A 20,151-nucleotide genomic window follows, 5' to 3' on the forward strand; every position below is an offset into this window, starting at 1 on the left:
GATGTTGGGCAAACGAAGATAGGCTGTGCAATTTACAAATACTCATTGAGCATCATTTAATCCGTCAAGCTAATGGCTTCACTACGAGCAGTTAATGGTTGATAACTCCTAATAACTCAGCTAGGAAAAGGGCTGTTAAAAAATTAAATTTGTTATTAAAATATGTGTATGGTTGACTATTACAAATTGCCCCTTGCCTTAAAACAAAATGTATCCACCACCTATAAAAAGATTAGGGAGGTTGTTAAAGGAAACAATGATATTATAAGAGTTGATGAAGATGCTAACTTGTGTTTAAGCGTAGTTGGCTTGGGGGGTAACTCCGATTTCTTTTTTAAAGTAAGTGACCCAAATTTGAATACAAGCAATGGTAATAAAATTACCTATAAGATAGATTATGCGCCAAAAAACCATGTTTCAATAGCACCTATCTGGCAGGAAACTGACGGGGATTCTGTATTAAAGATTATGAGTCGTTGGCTTTCAATTTTGCAGGGCAACAACAACATAGAAATACACCCTGCCGATAGCATAAGTGGCCAGTACGAGGATGAATTTAATGATTGGTTTGAAATTGTAGAGGATGATGCCGATAAGAAAGCGTTTGATACCCCTAGACAAATTCTGATTAGCAATGTTATCACCAAATCAATTTTAGCTTTAAAAGAAGCTGGATTTGAAGATGATGATGAGTTGATAGTTGAAGCCGAAGAATTGAAAGATGATATTTCTAAGCTAACAATGAAACAAGGGTTTGATAGGATAAAAAGACTATATGCCAAACTCAAAATAAAAGGTGGCTGGGACAAGGTCAAGCTGATATACGAGGTCTGTGAAAAAGAAGTAATCAAAATGGGCTTTCACTTTGGAACAAAGATGTTAGGGGAAAAACTTGCCAACGTTATTGATACGATTGTTAACTAAAAAAAGAATTGAAGAGTATACTAATTTAAAGATGGGCAAGAATTTTAGTCGCCTTGCCTTAAAGCCTCACATATAGCTCTAATGGCAGAGGCCACGTGTTGCACATCCTTGCGATCAAAGGTGTCTTCCTCAAGGTAGAATAACATTTCAATAGCAAGATCAAGAATTTTTGCTAACTGTACCGGAGAACCATAAGCCTCCTGAATTAATTCCGATAAGTCGCTTGAACTATTTAAACGCTTAGGCATTGTCATAAAGAATGATTATGCCAAAGTACGGCCATTACATACTGTGATCCTAAATTATTCTGGAGTTGTTCCGGCGGAATATGAAAATGTATCTTAGTTTGTCAACCAGTCAAATAATTTGGTTATTAGAAAAGTAATTATTGCAACGCATACCCCAACTATTATTTGACTACGATATCTGTTGAATCCAGTTTTATGCACTTTTTCTAAACTAAATCCGAGGATATACCTTTGATAAAGCCATGCAATGACTGTAAACGATGCGATTCCTATTGCCCCATATTTCATCCACATGCCGAACGGACGATTAAGTAGTTCTGCGAGACTTAAATCTTCAGGTTCAGGAATTATAATTGCAATAGCAATCATTACAATAATGTAGGGTATAAATAAAAACAAGATATTTTGTGGCCTTAATATGTAAGAAGCAACCCATTTCTTTTTTAGGGCATGTTCATAAATCGGCGTGGACAAATCTAATCTGTTGGGGGAATATATGCTCATGGTATTATCCTCAAATTCAATAGTCGTTCCACGGAAGTCATCATCAAGATTGAATTCAACGGTCAGTTTTTTAATTAAATTTCCATGATTGTCCAAATAGTCATCCAAACTTTGATATTTATAATCATTATCATAAAATGATACCGCATAACCCTCATTTTTATAGGTGTCTATGTACTTGTCAATGTCATTTCTATATAGTTTAAGACAACTAATCTTTTTGTTCAAAAAATTCCTGTTTTTACTTATTAATTCCACGGTATGGTTTAAATGTGTTTATTAAAATTTATAGTTAGTGATTCATATTTTTTAAAAAAACCCCTGTGATACTGTATAGCCTCGATGAGTTTAATTAATTAGATTCCAAGGCATTTAAAGATACCTTTTTTCTTTGACCAGTTCCCACCCCTCTTTGGGTATCTGCTCAAACTCATCCACCTTCATAAGCTTTAAAATATATCCCGATGGGTAGCGGTGGCAGAGAAAGATGCAATGCTCATTTGATTCCAAGTAGAAACCCGACATGGACATTGGCTTTTGCTCTGACATCTTCATGTTCTCCAAGGCACGTTCATAGCGGTACGCACCTATTTCCTTCATCAAAATCCTAATGGCCTTCCTGTTGTGGTTTTTGAATATTTTGGACATAATCCAAAATTACGGAATATATCCTTTTGTATCAAAATTACTTTTTAACCTCATCCATAAATGGGTCGTTCTTTTGTCCAAGTGGTATTAGTACATGATACCACATGCAATTGAAGCCATACCGGAGCAACCTAAACCAACGGGGTAGACTTTTGTTTCTAACCTTTTTTAATTTAAGCATATGTGCCTATTGTCAATTTTTGTTACTTTCAATATGCGGTCATAGGCTCTGGCAGAAAGATTCAATCGTTGCATTGCATTTCCCAATAGTTCCTTGGATGTGGAATCCAACACACAAAATTGCCGGATCTGCTTGGTTCCCATTTGTGCGTTGTAATGTATGTGGTCAAAATCTGAAAATCTTCGGTTTTGAATTGCCCTTGCAGCCACAACACGCTTGCGAATGATCTTGCTGCTCTCCCCCTTTCTTTCTTCGGAAAGCTTTTCAAAAGGAACAGGACTCACCTCAATATGGATATCAATTCTATCCAATAAAGGACCCGAAATCTTGCCAAGATACCGTTGCATTTCAGCAGGTGAAGACACTACTGGCGCATCTGGGTCATTAAAATACCCCCCAGGGCTTGGGTTCATGCTTGCTACCAACATGAAACTGCTGGGATACGTTACGGCAAACTTTGCTCTAGATATTGTTACTTCTCTATCCTCCATGGGTTGACGCAATACTTCCAATACCCTTCGTTCAAATTCTGGAAGCTCATCCAAAAATAGAACCCCATTGTGCGACAATGAAATTTCTCCAGGTTGTGGGTAACTTCCCCCTCCCACTAGAGCTGCGCTGCTTATGGTGTGATGAGGGCTACGAAAAGGTCTTTCTTGCATCAGCCCAACATTATCCACCTTACCCACTACACTATGGATCTTGGTGGTTTCCAATGCTTCTTGAAGTGTCATTTGAGGCAAAATGGAAGGTAATCTTTTAGCTAGCATGGTTTTTCCCGATCCTGGTGGACCTATCAAAATGATATTATGTCCCCCAGCCGCAGCAATTTCCATACAGCGCTTGATGCTTTCTTGCCCCATCACATCAGAAAAATCAAACGCTGTTGAATTCTGATTTGCACAAAACTCTTCTTGAATATCAACCTGTGTTCTTTCCAAAGGCGTTCCTGAATCAAAATGGGCAATCACTTCCTCAATATTGTTCACCCCATAGACTTCAAGACCTTTTACTACTGCTGCCTCCCTGGCATTTTCAAAAGGCAGGATAAACCTTTTAAAACCTTCTTCATGAGCTTTTAGGGCAATGGGTAAAGCTCCCTTAATGGGTTGAAGGTTCCCATCCAAAGACAACTCTCCCATGATCAAGTATTTTTCTATGTCATCGGATTTTATCTGATTGGATGCTGCCAAAATGCCCACTGCCAAGGTCAAATCATATGCAGAGCCTTCTTTACGCAGGTCTGCAGGAGCCATATTGATGGTGATTTTTTTGCCGGGAATTTTATATCCAATATTTTGAAGCGCCGCTGCAATTCTGTAATTACTTTCTTTGATGGCATTATCGGGAAGGCCAACTAGGTGGTACCCTATTCCTTTGTCTACATTGACTTCAACGGTAATGGTAGTTGCTTCAATACCAAATACAGCGCTTCCGTAAACTTTTTTGAGCATAAGCGGTCTTGAAAAAAATAGTCTTGTTGAACGTGACCGCCAAGATATTCAATCCTACTCCACAACAAGCCACTCTTTGACGGATACCGGGTTCCCAGTTGACGTAAAGCCCTCTAGAACCAACTCGTATACTCCAGGAACATCAGAAGTATAAAACACAACCTCTTTAGAACCCTCGGTCAGTTTAAAATTAGGTTCCCAATAGAGTTGGTGCCTAAAGTCTGGTGTTCTTTCTGATTTTTGGTTTTCAGTATATTCCTGATTGAAATATTCCTTCTTGGATTCTGGCTTGAATAAATCCACATTGATAATATGTGGTGTAAAAAAATCACTATAAAAATCACCCTCAATGGTTTTAAAAGAAATGATTCCCTGAAACATTTGTGATCCCAACAGTACTTTCTCCCTAGAAAAACTAATGGTATTTATTTTTTTGGCGCTGAAATCCATAATATCCTCGTGCTTTTTGATAAATAAACCATCTACAAAAACCATTGGGAACAATGCATTATTGGTAAAGCCTTCGGAAGGACGCACTTCAAAAACCCTACTCCCATCATCTAATTTTCTTATCCCCACTTGGTCCACAACTTCAACAATGGTCTCTGGAATGCTATTAAATCGAGTATAGTCATCCAAATCATAGACCTCTGTATACTTTCTATAAAAAGGGGATATGTGATTTGCAGGCACAATGGAATCCAATTTGGCTTCGCGATATACATTTTCAATTTGATTGTAGATACTTTTTTGAAGTATATAATCCTTCATGTTTTTTGAAAGCTCAAAATTGGAAAACTCAAACCCGTTATATTCACGGACAGGGTCGTCAAGAACAACTTCATAAGCATCCCAATCTTCAGACAAAATCTGAACTGCCGCAGTGGTATTGTCATATCTTCTATCAACAATAAATTCGAATTTACCATCCTTGTCGGAAGTAGCTACATTGAAAAGAAACTTATCTCCGGGCAAACTCAAAGAAATTCTCATATTTTCAGCTGGTGATTTGGAATCGCTTTCAACTATCGTCCCAGAAATAATTTCCCCTCTCAGTTCTGGTATATCAAAATCCTTGGGGTTTGACTTGATTGATCCTGTCTGTTTTCCCAATTCATTGGAAAATGTCATTGCTGAAATTTGAGTAGGTGAAGGCAATGAATCCATTTTTCTTATGGAAATTGAATAATCTCCCAAATTTGAATTAGAGCTTCTTCCTGCTACCTTTAAGGTTACTTTCTCACGTTTTCCCACTTTTTGCTTATCCAATTCCATAGTGGCAAAAGCACTATTCTTAGGGCTTGTGTCAAAGGTGATTTTTGTTTTTTCCGTAGTGGGGACATCGGCTGACATGGAGTCAACAGGTTGCTCCAAATAGGAAGTAGGTACTGTTTGGTATGGATTGATAATATAAATATCGGTTTGGAAGAAATACTGTTGTCCAAAATTTTTCATCCACTCCGAGTAACCCAACAGTTTATAACTCCCCGTAGGCACCGAAGTGGGTACAAAAAAGTCTCCGTTTCCTGACCCTTCTACGAGTTTTACTTTATGGGTAAAGACTACCTTTCCATCAGACCCAACCAAAGCAATATAAGCCATTTTACTAATGTCACTCAATACCTTCTGCGAATTATCAAGACAATACACTTTGTACAAAAGATGTTCTCCTGAAAACAATAGGGATTCACTATGGTGAATGTATATGCGCTCTTGCGGAATATCCTTAAACTCATTGCCGATTGCAACAGATTGTGCATTTACAATAAGTCCCACAAATGCAATTAAAACGATTGTAATTCTATGTTTTTTCATAATGCTATGTTATTCTATCCAAAAATCTGGTACTTCTGAGGTGCCCAATATGGTACAATCACCACAAACCTGGGGAACAGTGACAAAGGGCCCTCCCGGAACAAATTCACCTTCGTTGTCCCTAATGTACTTTACCAAGTTCCATCTTACCAAATCAGGCAACCCAAATATTGGTGCATTTTCAACGCATGGATCTATATAGTCTGGCAATCTTTCCGTAGGAAAAAAATCGCGGTACCCAAAAAAGATGCGTTTTTCAGACACCGCAACTATATCAAAAAAGCCCAGTACTTTCTCCGTAGGATTATCCGTAGAAGCAATATTACCTTCCAAAAAACCAGGTTGGGTCTCCGAAAACAAACTCTCAGAACTTGAAAAGTTATTCAAGGTCTCCAAAAACCTATAGGCTTCTGAAGTGTGGACAAACTGACGCACCAAAATACTATAGCGGTGTGTGGTCTTGAAGTTATTCTGTTCAATGAATTTGACCATAAAATTTTTAACTTCTCCCGTGTCAAAATCATCGGTATCCGTTAATATGATGCTGTTTGAATAATCGGTTGGATAACAAACACGCTCATCCAACGATCTTGGAACCAAGATATAACTAATTGGCACGCCTTCCACAACCTCCAATTCTTTTGGCCCCCATCTTGGAGCTACAACCTTATAGGTCTCCTCATACTCGTACCTAAAAAAACTCTGTGTTTCACTTTGATTTGAAGCATCAATAAAAACACCTATACCTTCTTCGCCAAAATCATTGGTAATCCTATTGGCATATAAGCTATCTATACCAACCAACCCGGCTAACTTTTCAGTTGCCGAGGAATATAAATTCCCATCTTCGGTCTCAATCGCCAACGAATAATCCACCCCCTGCTTGGCAGCAAAATCTACTGTAGACAGATAGGTACCCTTTTCCGTTTCCTCAAAGTTGTAGGAACTACCATCATCACCAAAAATCTGGATATTCGCCCCAGACTCTCCATATTTGCCATTATCGACAACCTGGAAAATTGCTCCAGACCCGCCATTTGGATCATCTTCAAACCTATAGGTACGTGACAAGTATATTATTTGCCGTTTCAATTCATCGGTTATTGTCGCATCTATCACCAAGGCACTTTCAAAATCTACAAAAGTTGTTTCAAAAGGCTCAATACAGCCACTAAAGAGACACCCCGCCAAAATAGGGGTTATATAGTAATATGTTTTTTTCCAATCCTTCATTCTGTCCAAAATGCTGGCTCCTCTGTTGTTCCAAGTTCTCGACAATCTCCACATACGCGTGGCACAATAAGATACGGCCCCTCATTGGCACCAATCTCTGGGTTGTCCTCTGCATATATCCCGGCTCCAGACTCTATAATAGGTCTTAACACGCATCCGCCCATATTTGCAATAACTGGTGCGCTTGGAGAACAGGCATCAGCATAGGGTGGCAGCGGTTCATCTTGATAAAAATCTCTGTAATTGAAGAAAATCCGTTGCTCTGAGACGGAGCTTACATCAAAGAAACCCAATACTCTTTCATTTTCATCGTCCTCTGAAAATACATTACCTTCTAAAAACCCAGGTTGAACTTGAGAAAACAAACTTTCTGAACTTGAAAGTTCATTTAAGGTCTCATAAAAAGTAAAGGCTTCATTGGATTGTACCAATTGCCTAACCAAAATACTATACCTATGGGAAATAATGTAATTTTCACTACTAATGAAGCGTACCCTGAAGTTTTCAATCCGATTCTCTTTCAAGTCCTCTGTTGATGCCAGAACAATCCTGTTGGAAAGGTCGGTCCTATAGCATACTTCCTCATCTGCGGTATTCGGCACCTTAATGACACCACATCCCCCCTCTGGGTCACCGATTAAGGATACTGGGGTCCATGTAGGAGCAATAATCTTAAAGGTTTCTTCATATTCGTAACGAAAGTTTTTGGCATTCCCAGTAGGATCAAATGCACTCACCAAAATAGCTATCCCATCCTCTTCCAAATCCGTAGTAATTCTCTTGGCAGATACGTTATCCAACGAAACAGCGGAAGTAAGTTGTACACTACTGGATGCATAACTTCTCCCATTTGATGTTCTTACAGAAAGTTTATAGTCCCTGTTGGGTTGTGCTGCAAAAGCTTGGGAAGAAACATAGATGCCTTCACCGGTATCCGCAAAATCATAAACATTCCCCGAACCATCGTCAACACTTACAATAGCACCTGTTACAGCAGAAGGTCCATCCTCTTCAAACTCATAGGTACGGGTCAATAAAACACGTTGTTGCCTCAATTCATCTGTGATGGTGGCTTCAATAACCAGTGCGCTTTCAAAATTCTCGAAACTGGTCACAAAAGGTTCTATACAGCCATAATGAATTATGCCGAAAAAGGCTATCAGGATATTGGTAATATTTCTTCTTTTAGTCAGTTTCATTCTTTTTTATCTATCAATCTTCTATCCAAAAATCAGGAGGGTTAGGTTGTGCAAACCCAGCAAGGTCACCACAAAGCGTAGGAACTACAAGAAATGGCCCTTCACCCTCGGTTGCCCCATTATTGTCCACAAAACGAACCAAATCATTTATAACCATCACGCTTAACACACATACAGGAGGGACACCTCTAGAAAGTTCTGGTGCATTTACATCACATGGAATAGCAAACGGAGGTAGGTCCTCACCTGGATAAAAATCTTCGTAATTGAAAAAAATGCGTTGCTCCACCACAGAGGCCACATCAAAAAAGCCCAGAACCTTTTCGTTTCGGCTTAAATCTGAAGATACATTTCCTTCCAAAAAACCGGGTTGGGTCTCAGAAAAGAAGCTGTCATTGCCCGAGAACTCGTTTAACGTCTCATAAAAGGTAAAGGCTTCGTTGGATTGAACGAATTGTTTTATCAAAATACTATACCGATGTGAAATGATATAGTTATTCCTATTGATGAATCTCACCATGAAGTTGCTCACCCTATCTTCTTGCAAATCAGTAGTACTTGTCTGGATTATAGTATTTGAGAAATCAGAGGCATAACCCGTTTCCAATGAAGAGTCATCAAAAATAGCTCGAACTTCGCAAGCTACTGTGGCTTCTTCTGGAGGCACTAATTCCAAGCCACGTGGTGTCCAAAATGGTGCAACTACCCTATAGGTCTCCTCATAGGTGTACCGATAATTTTCGGATGATCCTGATGGGTCGAAACTGTCCACAAATATGCCGATTCCATCATCGCCATCATCGGTTGTAATCCGCTCTGCACGAACTTCGTCTATTTGGGTTTTAGCAGGAAGTACTACTTCATTGGAACTATATGTTCTTCCATCTTGCGTTTGAATCAACAATTGATATGTTGTATTGGGCTGTGCAGCAAAAACTTGTTGGGAAATATAAACTCCTGGCGAGCTTTCCATAAAGGAATAGCTTGTACCTCCTCCCTGTACCTGTACCGTGGCATTTGACTCCGGTGTTGGTCCTTCTGCTTCAAACTCATAGGTTCGGGATAAAAACACTTTCTGCTGTACCATTTCATCTGTGATGGTGGCTTCAATGACCAGTGCGCTTTCAAAATCCTCAAAAGTTACGTCAAAAGGTTCTATGCAGCCTCCTATAACGAGTGTCATAAGAAGTGCCAACACCTTTAATGGATATGTAGTATTTCCTTTCATTCTTCCCAAAAAACCGGTATTTCTTCTTTACCCAAAGTTGTACAATCCCCACAAACTGAAGGCACCACAAAAAAAGGACCTTCCCCTTCACCGGGAGTGCCATTCAAATCCACATAGCTAACTAAACCCAGTTCCACCTGAGACCCTAAAACACACCTTGGTGGGTCTCCGGGAGCCGAAAGAGGAGGAGAATTCAATGTGCACGGATCTACATAAGGGGGCAATTCCTCCCCCGGAAAAAAATCATCATAATTGAAAAATAGACGTTGTTCAGTAGCAGATACCACCTCAAAGAAGCCCAATACTTTTTCATTATCGCTCATATCGGAGCTTATATTCCCTTCTAAAAAACCCGGTTGTGTTTCAGAAAAGAAACTTTCATTCCCTGAGAACTCATTTAAGGTTTCATAAAAATTGAATGCTTCATTGGATTGTACCAATTGGCGGACCAAAATGCTATACCTATGAGATATGATATAGTTTTGATTACTGATGAAACGCACCATAAAATTACTGACTCTATCCTCACCTAAATCACTGGTACTTGTCTGAATTATAGTATTGGAATAATCCGTGGCATAGCAAACCTGAACGGTTCTCTCATCTGGAATGGTCCTAACATCACATATTTGAGTGAGTTCTTCCAGCGGCACCACTTCTAAATCCACTGGACTCCAAAATGGGGCTATAATTTGATACGTTTCTTCGTATTCGTATCTATAATTTACCGATTGACCTTGAGGGTCAAAGCTATCCACGAAAATACCTACTCCTTCTTCCCCATCATCCATGGTAATCCTTTCGGCGGTAATAGCATCAATTTGTGTGGTTGGGGGTAAAACTGCGCTGCTTGAACTATAGGTCCTTCCATCCTGCGTCTGCACCAATAATTGATATGTTGTCCCGGCTTGGGCGGCAAAAGCTTGTTGAGAAACATATACTCCAGGTGACTCTTCTACAAAAGGATAGGTTGTGCCGCCTCCTTCCACACGGACATTTGCATTGATTTCTGCCGTAGGTCCTTCCGCTTCAAACTCAAAAGCTCTGGTAATCACAACTTGTTGCGTTTTTAGCTCATTGGTAATAGTAGCTTCAATAACCAAAGCACTTTCAAAATCTTCAAAAGTAGCCTCAAAAGGTTCAATGCAGCCCGCAACACCTACCATTATGGACAAGCAAATCAGCTTTGATATTTTGACCTGGAGATAATTCACATCTAGAACTTGAAATTGTATGTAATAGTTGGCACAGGAATGGCAAAAATTGAACTCTGGTACGCCTTTATGTCTCCATCTTCGGTAACAAAAAATACCGAATAGGGGTTATTTCTTCCCAACACATTGTATATGGAAAAGCTCCAAAAACTATGGGCAAACTTCTTTATCTTATGGTTCCCTTCCATATTGAAACTTAAATCCAGTCTGTAATAATCTGGAATCCTAAATTTGTTTCTGTCACTATAAAACACAAACTCTGAATTGTTAAAGGAAAAACTCCCTATCGGAAATGTAACCGGTCTTCCAGTTTGGTATACAAAATTTGCAGATGCGCTAAACCTTCTGGTAAACTTATAATTGGCCACCAAGCTTACATCATGTGGTTTATCAAAATTTGATGGAAAAAATTCTCCATTGTTCACCCGCTCTTCACTAAACTCGCTATCCAGTTTCACAAATGAACGGGAGTAGGTATACCCCAACCAACCGTTGAGTTTACCTTCATTCTTTTTAAGTAAAAATTCCACCCCGTAAGCCTTACCATCACCCTGAAGAACTTCAGTTTCAATAGCTTCGTTCAACAATAATTGTGCTCCAACTTTATAATCCAAAAGGTTTTTTTGCTGCTTGTAATAGCCTTCCAAACTCAATTCATACTTGTTCCCTTCGAAATTCTTGTAAAATCCCAATGATGCTTGATAGGCTTCTTGGGGCTCAATATTTAAATCGGACAATTTCCAGGTATCCGTTGGGGATACCGTAGTGTTATTGGACAAGGTGTGAATGTACTGGTATGCATTGTTCAAACTTGCTTTTACTGAAAAGTCGGACGCCAAGAAATATCTGGCAGACAAACGGACTTCTGGGCCTCCGTAGGTTTCAATGAATTCATTCTCATCAAAACTTTGTGTTTCCACCAAGGTTCCACTGTTCTTGGGGGCATTGTCCTGATAAATACGTTGTTCTGATGCTCCAAGAGCTGCATAAAAGGAATATCTAAGCCCCACGTCTATCAACAATTTGTCATTCACCTCATAACTATCTGAAATGAAAAGTGCGGATTCCAGACCCCGCTCCTCGGGAATGACAAGCGAAGTGACATCGGAGTCTGACCCTAAAGGGTCAATATTCCCTGGGTTGACCACATACAATTTACTAGATATACCGAAGTCAAACTTGTGCTTACCTCCTGGTAAATACTTCATTTTATATTTGAACTCGGTTTCATTGTTTTTGTACCCCAAGTCAAAATCGTCATTGGATTCCCCATCAAACTCAATCCCAAATTGATACTCACTATTGGAAAGAATTAAACTACCAGTGGTCTTTTCACTGAACTTATGGTCCCACCCCAATGATACCAATCTATTACTGTAATTGAAAATGGAGTCTGAAGTAATACTGAATTCATCTTTACTGTAATATCCAGTGGCATTGATTTCATTGTTCTCATTGATGGTATGATTGTATTTGGCAAGTACATCAAAGAAAGAAGCTGTACTATTACTGAGCTGTTCATCGTCCAAAGCTCCTAAAATCCAATCAGAATAAGTGGCCCTACCTCCAACCATCAAGGCCGATTTATCCTTTACAATAGGTGTTTCCAAAACAATATTACTGGTAACGGGTCCAATAGAAGCCTCTCCCGAAAACTTCTGTGTGTTGCCATCTTTTGATGTGATATCAAACACAGAGGAAAGTCTTCCCCCGAATTCAGCAGGAATATTTCCTTTATAAATTTCTGCCGAACCCGTAGTAAATGGATTTATCGCAGAAAAAATTCCGAAAAAGTGAGACGGATTATAAATAACCCCATTGTCCAACAAAATCAGGTTTTGGTCTGTTCTACCACCACGTACATTATACCCTGCGGCTCCTTCACCTGCGGTTGTGATACCTGGTAAGGTAATTGCCGCCTTAAGGATATCCCGCTCTCCAAGAACCAAAGGAATGTTCTTTATTTTCTCAACTTCAATTAAGGTAACTCCGGTTATGGCAGTTTCCACATTTCTATCTATGTTGCCCTGCACCACAACCTCATCAAGTGCTTCTACACTTTCTGTAACCTGAAAATTATACGAACCATCATTGTAGAGAATTATCTTTGTTCTTGATTCTTGAATTCCAAGACCTCTGACAGTAATGATATTTTCTCCAATGGGGAGCTGCAAACTATAATTGCCATTAGTATCTGTAGATGTTCCAATATCCTTTCCTTGGACCAATAATGCTAAATCCGATACCGATTGACCTGTTCTGGCATTTAATGCTTTACCTGTAAGAGTAAATGTTCTACTTCTACTATTTCTGTTCTCTTTTCCAATCTTAACAACTTGTAATCCTTTGGTTGCGTTATCCTCATCACTCAAAAATAGTGGCCCAATATCCTGCAATTCATCATAACCAGGAAAATCATCATCTGTCAACCGGTCCTCTTTACCAAAAAAGTCATCAGGCAGGGTTTCATAAATTTGGTTGTTCTGCATGAGGTAAATTTTATCGGAATCCATGATGAAATAGTTGAGGACCGTATCCTTGAAAAGACTGTCCAAAATATCACTGACGGGTTTATCTTGATAGTTTCCGGTAACTTTTATTCCCTGCAACCAATCCTTTAAATAGAAGAATTTATACCCTGATTTTTCCTCGATTTCCTGTAGCGCTTCTTCAACATTGGTATTGGCAAAAGACACACTAATAGTTGGCACTTCTTGTTGGGCAAAAGTATTTTGAATGCCCACAAAGAGGGTTATGGCGATTAAAAACTTTTTCATTCTTATTGGTTTATTGGTTGGTTGAGGAGGATTTCGATACGTCTCACAAGACTTGCCTGAAAACCATTGGGGTCTGACTTTCTCAACCCTCTTGCAATACCATAAAATTTGTCGATTTCCTTTTTAAGCTTAGGAAAAAGCTGTGTTGCTTCTTTCTTGGTATTGAATATATGGTATTGTCCATTGTATAGAAGCACATGTTCACTGGGACCATCCAAAAATTCGTAATACAGAGAGCTCCGATCCTTCCGCTCAAAGCTTTTCTTATTTAACTTAGTGAAAAGTGTAAATGTTGACGTTTTCAGGGCAACTTTATAAAACCCGTATACATTGAGCGAAGGCACATCCTTCTCTTTTATTTTGACAAACTCCTGACCATCTATCGCAAAACTATCCACATAATCCTTGAACAATTGAATGGTACCTCCGCCAGCTTTTGTAATCAATTTTAAAAGTACCTCGTCCTCGTAGATATCATATTTTAAGTCAAGGTCATAATAACATTGTCCATCATAACAGACACTACCCGGAAGAAAGTCTCTAGTCTTATAGAATTGCGTTTCTTCGTTAATAGTTCTATATTTTTCCATATAGAGTTCCCCTTGATAGAGTCCAGTATTCTCAATACCGACCTTTTTGTCAAATGCGTTATAGTATTCTTTATGAACCTTTCTGTCCTGAGAAAATGTCCATGAAAGCCCACAAAAAAGCAAAAGAAGTGTTAGATAACTTTTTTTATTGCGCAGCATGTTCTCGTAAAAATTGAGTTAAGGAAGAATTATTTTTTGATTGAATTAGCTACTCTAAAATAACATTAATTATTTTGAATCCTAACATTCCGTTAAAAATTGACAATATTCCTAACAGATTGATTAAAAAATAATCATTCTAAATAATAAAAGTTAAATAAGTTAATTTTTCGTAAAGTCTGAAGGCTATATAATTATCCTTTTACGAATCTTAATACAGATTGGGCCTTTTCTTCTATTTCCTCCTTGTTCATCATCATCTTTCTAAACTTACCTTGAACATACATTTCAGCTTGGTCTTTGTAATGTTTACTAAAAGGATTTCCTGATTGGCCCGTTGGGAGTATACTGATACTGTTCTCTATATCAGAAAAATCAATGACACGGCGTGTAGATGGACCAGAACTTACTTTGTAATAACCCGTACTGTCATAAGGAAAGGCCAAATTATTAATGACTTCTCTACTCCCTACAACTGGGAATGGACCAACATTGAAATATTTACGGAGTGCTTCAACTTCTCCAATAGGATGTTTATGTTCCAAAGTATGTACCCTATCCCATGTCCACAGGCTTGGGTCTGGTCCAAAATCTTTCACTAAGGACTCCCAAGCATCCGCAAAAGATTTCAATACAATTTCATCTCGCGTCTCAACCTTATTTGGTGTACGCACATTGTCCCACCATTTACCATTTTTGATCTGTGCACCCCATGCTATTTGCCTTTTCAATAAATGTGTGGCCAATAGCTCTTTGAACTGCTCTTCTCCCAATTCATCCTCCATAGTGTTTTTCAACATAAAGTAAGCGCTTCTATGAAATATTGTAGGAGCTGTTAAATCCAAAGCATACATACCATCCCAATTTTTAAGAGCATCTACTTGTATTAGTTGTTCTTCCGTTAAATGGGAAACATCCAAGAGTTTTATCAACTCTGTGATGAGCAGCGGATTAACCGAAGAGGTCACATCCAAAATCATTTCTGAAACCGATTCTTTGTCCCAATCATCTTTGGGATCCAACAATTGAACAATTCTTTTGGCTCTATTTTCAGGCAAATAATACCCGGGATATAACATGCCAGCTATAGAATCGGGTTGGTTGTTGGCGGAATATACATAATGCCATGGTGGGTTTATAGCACTTGGATTTTCAGAAAAATCCAAATAGCGAACTGGTTCTTGAATCCCTGAAGCTCCATCAAGCACAAACTTGGTGGATGTGCTATCTGGCATTTGGTACAGTTTTGCTGTGGCCCACCAAGCTACGTTTCCTTCTGCATCTCCATACATAACATTCAAGCCCGGGGCATGAATTTGGGGAAGCGCATTTTTAAACTCTTCCTTATTTGTAGCATGGGAAATGCCGTAAAGCGCATCCATGACCTCGTTCTTCATTTTAGTATAGACCCATGACATGGCTATGGGTTTGTCTCCACTTATTTGCTTTGCAATTCCGTTGAGCACGGGTCCATGCCTGGTCTTCTTGTAGGTGAATGCAATAGGTTCCTCTCCTTTTACCTTAATTTTCTTGTTGATATATTCATAGGTTGCCCAACCCGATTCAGTTTTATATTGCGTTGAATCTGCTGGATTGGTTTGTTCCGCATAAAAATTGAGGTCATCATTTTGAAACATTGTAAGGCCATAGGCCAAATTCCTGTCATGCGCCAGTAAGGGAAAAGGAACTCCCGCCAAATGATAACCATACTTTTCATAGGTAGGTGTGGTTATATGGGCTTCAAACCATACTGAAGGTTGTGCAAAACCAATATGTGGATCGTTGGCAAGTATCACTTTGCCACTTTTCGTTTTTTCCGGTGCAAGTACCCAGCTATTGCTTCCTTCAAACTGAGGAATTGGAAGCTTCTCCAATGCTGTAATAATACTTGCCGTTATATGGGGGTCGATGGAATCGATTGCCTGATTTTTAAAATTCTTAATCCATACGGTAGTTGTGTCTGAATAAACCGTTAAATCATTGATGTACTCGTCTCCCAATTGATTTCTAATCCTAGTTAATAAAGGATCCGTTTTGTGTGCTTGGGCAAAACTAAATGCCATATAACCTACAGCATTATAAATATCTTCTAAGGAAAAAGGCTTCTTTTCTAAACCTGTTAAGTAAAATTCAATGGGCGTTGGGCCATTAGCTATGAACTCGTTGACTCCATCCAAATAAGATTGGGAAAGTATGGTCATTTCACTTTCCATGTCCAAGCCCGCCACTGTTTCAGCCGAATGCTCATCAATACCTAGGGAAAGAAAAAATTTATCTGTTTTGACTAAGTCCGCACCAAAAACTTCAGCCAAACCACCTTTTGCAACTCTTCTCAATAGTTCCATTTGCCAAAGACGATCTTGTGCATGCACGTACCCCAAAGCTTTCAAGGCATCCTCCTCATTTTCAGCATAAATATGAGGAATGCCATAATCGTCATAAAAAACATTTACCCCATCTTTTAATCCAGATAGTGTTTTTTCTCCGCTATAATCGGGCTTAAGAGTTTGGACAAATATCAATAGTCCAATAATAATGAGCAACAAAAGGCCAGCAAGTACCAAGAGTACTTTCTTTAATCTTTTCACAGGATTTTCGGTTATGTTAAATTAGTCAAAATCTAATTTACACTATTTTCCATGAAGCTGGAAATTACCGGGAAGGATTATTAGTTGTTATTCATCGAAAGTTGATGGTTCTTCAACCCAGATTTCAACCATTTCTCATAGGTTTCCACCTCCACATATTGCACTGCATCATTAAGAATCTCCATATTTGGAGATAATAGCACATAATAGGGCTGTGAAGCTACATTGAAGTTTATGGTTTGAAAAGTACCCCATTTTTGGCCAACCGTTTCAATGGTTTTGATTCGTCCTGAGTCATATTGAAAATTAAAAACTTCTTCCTTCGGCAAGGGTTTTCTATCATCCACATAAAGGGAAATGAGCACATATTCATCTTTAAGCAAAGGATAAATATTGGAATGGCTCCAAACATTTTCCTCCATTTTTCTGCAATTGACACAGGCCCATCCTGTGAAATCCAGCAAAATGGGTTTGTTCACTTCTTGGGCATAGGCAACTCCGTCTTCAAAATCCTTGAAACAATCCAACCCTAGAGGACAATCACTGGTAGTGGTTCTTACACTATAAAAATCTGGCGGTGGAAAGCCACTCAATAACTTCAAGTTGGTGACATTAAGTAATCCCAAAATCAAATAACCCGAAAAAGCCAAGCTCAACACACCAAAAAGTTTTCGTGTTATAGATATTTTTTGCGGAGTATCGTTTTTGGTGAACCGGAACAGTCCAAATAAATATAATGTTGTCAAAAGGAAAAGTACAATCCAAATTGCCAAGAATATTTCACGTTTCAAAAAACCCCAATTACCTACTAAATCCGCATTGGAAAGGAATTTAAAGGCCAATGCCAGTTCTAAAAAGCCCAAAACTACCTTAACCGTCGTCATCCATCCCCCAGATTTAGGCAAAGAGTTTAACCAAGCGGGAAACAAAGCGAACAATCCAAATGGCAAAGCCAAAGCCAGACCAAATCCTACCATACCTGCTGATAAATTGGCGGCCACATCACCTTCCGCCAATGTGGTGCTCCCCAAGAGTCCTCCTAAAATAGGGCCTGTACAAGAAAAGGAGACAATGGCCAAGGTTAGTGCCATGAAAAATATGCCCAATACCCCTCCGACTTTGGTTGAAGCAGAATCCATTTTATTGGCCCATGAATTTGGAAGTGTCAGCTCATAATAGCCGAAAAACGAAAAGGCAAAGACCACAAATATGACAAAAAACAATACGTTTAGCCATACATTGGTGGCAATGGTATTCAAAATTTGGGAATCCACCGAGTCAAATACATGAAACGGAAGGCTCAACAAGAAATAAATCAATACGATAAAAAATCCGTACAATATGGCATTTTGAATCCCTTTTGATTTTTTCTCGGATTGTTTCGTAAAAAAGGAAACCGTCAGTGGAATCAACGGAAAAACGCACGGAGTGAGCAACGCAATTAATCCTCCTAAAAATCCAAGCCCAAAAATCATCCATAGATTTGACACAGTACCTGAATCAGCTAACCCATTTTGATTCAATAAGTGTTTGTTCTTCAAGTCCACCCGAAGGGACTCACCCAAAGCAATACTTTTCTTGTCAAGTTCTTTTTGCTCTTGTACAAAAGCATTTCCATCCAACGATATCTCAAAAAAGGCATCTTTTGGAATACATACCTCCTTACAGATTTGGTAAAAAAGATTAACGGAAATCTGCCTTACATCAGGATTTAGAAGTTTTATTTTTTGAGTAAAAATGGCTTCTTTCTTAAAAAAGGTCTCCTCTACTTCAAAAATATCGCTGTACTCCTTGATGGTTTCACTTTCCGTGGTTTTCCCGATCAATTCATAATCCTGCCCTGCTTTTTCAAAAGTGAATTCGCTGGGCAATGAACCTCCTTCAGCCGTATATTGGGAATATATATGCCAACCTTCCATGATTTTCCCTTTGAAAACCAACTCATATTCCATATCCGATAGCTTTTTCACCTCATGACTCCAAAGGGCAGGGTCGGCATCGGTTTGGGCAACCAGTGAAAGGGTAGTAAAAATGAATGCGAAAAACAATATAATAAACCTCATGCAATCAGTGTAATCTTAACTATATCTTGAGTGGTGTCATCCACCTTAAAACGTTCGTCAGCTCTTCTACCCAAAACCCAAACAATTTCATCATTTGAACAGAGTAACCATTGTTTTTCTTTGGAAATGATATCAACTTTTTCATCTTTGAAAAATTTGGAAAGCTTTTTCTTTCCCTTCATCCCAAAGGGATAAAAATAGTCGCCTTTTTCCCAATTCCTTAATACTAACGGAAAGTTTAACTTTTCCTTATCCAAAAAGATTACGTTTGACCCCGATTTTTCCACGGAATCTACCGTATGAAATTTCAAACTTACAGGGAGATTGGGATTCTCATTGGTTGCAAAAACTTGGAATTTTTCTGCTTTTCTTGACCTTAAGGGCGAAAGTATCAAATGTGTCCGATCTTTGAGCAATCGATGTGTTTTGGAAAACACTTCTTTACCACTTGAAGCACATAAAAGGTTCTTGACATTGTCCCATTCCGTAAATCCGAAGTCATGAAAAATACCGTACAAATAAGCCTCAATGGGATTCAGTCTTTGTAATTTTTCAATGTCGATGATATACGATTCTTCATCTGCTACGAATAAATCTTGCTTGACTTCTTGTACATGGTGTTCCAACAAATTTTGGGTTTGCGCCAAATATTCCTGGGTCTGTTTAAAATTTTCTAAAAAAGTAGGATGCAATTCCTTTAGTTTAGGAACAATTTCCATCCGTATTTTATTACGGAGGTATTTGTTTTCCTTATTGCTACTATCCTCTCGCCATTGCAAATTCTGTGCTTTGGCATATGTTAGCATCTCTTCTCGTGAAAAATGTAGTAGAGGTCGAATTATCTGTTCATTTTTTTCTGGGATGCCGGTTAACCCTTCAATTCCTGTACCGCGTGAAAGATTGATCAAAAAGGTTTCCAAGCTATCATCAGCATGATGAGCGGTAAGTATATAATCGTATTCTTCGTTGTCCAGCAATTCTTGGAACCATTGATACCTCAATTGTCTTGCTGCCATTTGAATGGAACCTCTTTGGGTTTCCGCATAGCTTTTGGTATCGAAAGACCGAGTAAAAACTTCTAATTGGTGTTCCTTGCCCATCTTTTTCACAAAAGCCTCATCACCATCACTTTCATCTCCTCTAAGTTTGAAATTACAATGCGCCAAAGTAATCGCCATTTCCAAGGAAGCACATAAATGGGTCAAAACCATGCTGTCCACTCCTCCACTACAAGCAATCAACAGCCGCTTTTCTTTTAGAAAAGCAAGTGATGTGTTTATATGTTCCCTAAACTGTTCCAGCATTCCACAAAAATAAGGCATAAAC

Annotated in this window: 15 protein-coding genes; 1 reads left to right on the top strand and 14 read right to left on the bottom strand. The window is 38.8% G+C overall.

Annotated elements, in window-relative coordinates; all coding sequences use genetic code 11:
• Positions 1 to 168 precede the first annotated feature (168 nt).
• The gene (locus HJC33_RS13875) at positions 169 to 924 is read left to right on the top strand and encodes a hypothetical protein (RefSeq protein ID WP_171659419.1); all 756 of its coding nucleotides are present in this window, start codon (positions 169 to 171) and stop codon (positions 922 to 924) included.
• 44 nt (positions 925 to 968) lie between these two features.
• Here HJC33_RS13875 and HJC33_RS13880 read toward each other — a convergent pair whose 3' ends face one another.
• The 14 genes from HJC33_RS13880 to tilS form a co-directional block, all read right to left on the bottom strand.
• Positions 969 to 1,178, bottom strand: a complete 210-nt coding sequence (locus HJC33_RS13880) for a hypothetical protein (protein WP_246245557.1) — start codon at positions 1,176 to 1,178, stop codon at positions 969 to 971.
• Between the two features lie 87 nt (positions 1,179 to 1,265).
• Positions 1,266 to 1,904, bottom strand: coding sequence for a hypothetical protein (locus tag HJC33_RS13885; RefSeq protein ID WP_171659420.1), 639 nt, complete (start codon positions 1,902 to 1,904; stop codon positions 1,266 to 1,268).
• A gap of 144 nt (positions 1,905 to 2,048) precedes the next feature.
• The gene (locus tag HJC33_RS13890; protein WP_171659421.1) at positions 2,049 to 2,324 is read right to left on the bottom strand and encodes a hypothetical protein; all 276 of its coding nucleotides are present in this window, start codon (positions 2,322 to 2,324) and stop codon (positions 2,049 to 2,051) included.
• Positions 2,325 to 2,492: 168 nt separating this feature from the next.
• Complete coding sequence (locus HJC33_RS13895) at positions 2,493 to 3,959, bottom strand: YifB family Mg chelatase-like AAA ATPase (RefSeq protein WP_171659422.1); 1,467 nt, start codon at positions 3,957 to 3,959, stop codon at positions 2,493 to 2,495.
• A gap of 54 nt (positions 3,960 to 4,013) precedes the next feature.
• The gene (locus tag HJC33_RS13900) at positions 4,014 to 5,774 is read right to left on the bottom strand and encodes a hypothetical protein (RefSeq protein ID WP_171659423.1); all 1,761 of its coding nucleotides are present in this window, start codon (positions 5,772 to 5,774) and stop codon (positions 4,014 to 4,016) included.
• A gap of 9 nt (positions 5,775 to 5,783) precedes the next feature.
• A complete protein-coding gene (locus HJC33_RS13905) occupies positions 5,784 to 7,061 on the bottom strand; it encodes a DUF4249 domain-containing protein (RefSeq protein ID WP_171659424.1) in 1,278 nt (425 codons plus the stop codon).
• The gene (locus HJC33_RS13910; RefSeq protein ID WP_171659425.1) at positions 7,004 to 8,206 is read right to left on the bottom strand and encodes a DUF4249 domain-containing protein; all 1,203 of its coding nucleotides are present in this window, start codon (positions 8,204 to 8,206) and stop codon (positions 7,004 to 7,006) included. The genes HJC33_RS13905 and HJC33_RS13910 overlap by 58 nt, the downstream gene beginning before the upstream one ends.
• Before the next feature lie 13 nt (positions 8,207 to 8,219).
• Positions 8,220 to 9,434, bottom strand: coding sequence for a DUF4249 domain-containing protein (locus HJC33_RS13915; RefSeq protein ID WP_246245572.1), 1,215 nt, complete (start codon positions 9,432 to 9,434; stop codon positions 8,220 to 8,222).
• Positions 9,431 to 10,600 carry a DUF4249 domain-containing protein gene (locus tag HJC33_RS13920; protein WP_246245573.1) on the bottom strand — a complete coding sequence of 390 codons (1,170 nt, stop codon included), beginning with the start codon at positions 10,598 to 10,600 and terminating at the stop codon, positions 9,431 to 9,433. Before HJC33_RS13920 ends, HJC33_RS13915 begins: the two co-directional genes overlap by 4 nt.
• 50 nt (positions 10,601 to 10,650) lie before the next feature.
• The gene (locus tag HJC33_RS13925; RefSeq protein ID WP_171659428.1) at positions 10,651 to 13,425 is read right to left on the bottom strand and encodes a TonB-dependent receptor; all 2,775 of its coding nucleotides are present in this window, start codon (positions 13,423 to 13,425) and stop codon (positions 10,651 to 10,653) included.
• A 2-nt stretch (positions 13,426 to 13,427) separates the two neighbouring features.
• Entirely contained in the window at positions 13,428 to 14,174 is a 747-nt protein-coding gene (locus tag HJC33_RS13930; RefSeq protein WP_171659429.1) for a hypothetical protein, read from the bottom strand.
• A gap of 194 nt (positions 14,175 to 14,368) precedes the next feature.
• Positions 14,369 to 16,762, bottom strand: coding sequence for a penicillin acylase family protein (locus HJC33_RS13935; protein WP_171659430.1), 2,394 nt, complete (start codon positions 16,760 to 16,762; stop codon positions 14,369 to 14,371).
• An 80-nt stretch (positions 16,763 to 16,842) separates the two neighbouring features.
• Positions 16,843 to 18,825 (bottom strand): protein-disulfide reductase DsbD family protein, encoded by a 1,983-nt coding sequence (locus tag HJC33_RS13940; protein ID WP_171659431.1) that lies wholly within the window; start codon positions 18,823 to 18,825, stop codon positions 16,843 to 16,845.
• Complete coding sequence (gene tilS / locus HJC33_RS13945; RefSeq protein ID WP_246245558.1) at positions 18,822 to 20,147, bottom strand: tRNA lysidine(34) synthetase TilS; 1,326 nt, start codon at positions 20,145 to 20,147, stop codon at positions 18,822 to 18,824. The genes HJC33_RS13940 and tilS overlap by 4 nt, the downstream gene beginning before the upstream one ends.
• Positions 20,148 to 20,151 lie beyond the last annotated feature (4 nt).

This window comes from Flagellimonas amphidinii, assembly GCF_013090115.1.
Taxonomy (GTDB): Bacteria; Bacteroidota; Bacteroidia; order Flavobacteriales; family Flavobacteriaceae; genus Flagellimonas; species Flagellimonas amphidinii.

Excerpts from the sequence above, each read along its gene's own strand:
- HJC33_RS13875 (WP_171659419.1), top strand. The coding sequence starts at position 169 with ATGGTTGACTATTACAAATTGCCCCTTGCCTTAAAACAAAATGTATCC.
- HJC33_RS13880 (WP_246245557.1), bottom strand. The coding sequence starts at position 1,178 with ATGACAATGCCTAAGCGTTTAAATAGTTCAAGCGACTTATCGGAATTA.
- HJC33_RS13890 (WP_171659421.1), bottom strand. The coding sequence starts at position 2,324 with ATGTCCAAAATATTCAAAAACCACAACAGGAAGGCCATTAGGATTTTG.
- HJC33_RS13895 (WP_171659422.1), bottom strand. The coding sequence starts at position 3,959 with ATGCTCAAAAAAGTTTACGGAAGCGCTGTATTTGGTATTGAAGCAACT.
- HJC33_RS13900 (WP_171659423.1), bottom strand. The coding sequence starts at position 5,774 with ATGAAAAAACATAGAATTACAATCGTTTTAATTGCATTTGTGGGACTT.
- HJC33_RS13905 (WP_171659424.1), bottom strand. The coding sequence starts at position 7,061 with ATGTGGAGATTGTCGAGAACTTGGAACAACAGAGGAGCCAGCATTTTG.
- HJC33_RS13910 (WP_171659425.1), bottom strand. The coding sequence starts at position 8,206 with ATGAAACTGACTAAAAGAAGAAATATTACCAATATCCTGATAGCCTTT.
- HJC33_RS13915 (WP_246245572.1), bottom strand. The coding sequence starts at position 9,434 with ATGAAAGGAAATACTACATATCCATTAAAGGTGTTGGCACTTCTTATG.
- HJC33_RS13920 (WP_246245573.1), bottom strand. The coding sequence starts at position 10,600 with ATGGTAGGTGTTGCGGGCTGCATTGAACCTTTTGAGGCTACTTTTGAA.
- HJC33_RS13925 (WP_171659428.1), bottom strand. The coding sequence starts at position 13,425 with ATGAAAAAGTTTTTAATCGCCATAACCCTCTTTGTGGGCATTCAAAAT.
- HJC33_RS13930 (WP_171659429.1), bottom strand. The coding sequence starts at position 14,174 with ATGCTGCGCAATAAAAAAAGTTATCTAACACTTCTTTTGCTTTTTTGT.
- HJC33_RS13940 (WP_171659431.1), bottom strand. The coding sequence starts at position 18,825 with ATGAGGTTTATTATATTGTTTTTCGCATTCATTTTTACTACCCTTTCA.
- tilS (WP_246245558.1), bottom strand. The coding sequence starts at position 20,147 with ATGCCTTATTTTTGTGGAATGCTGGAACAGTTTAGGGAACATATAAAC.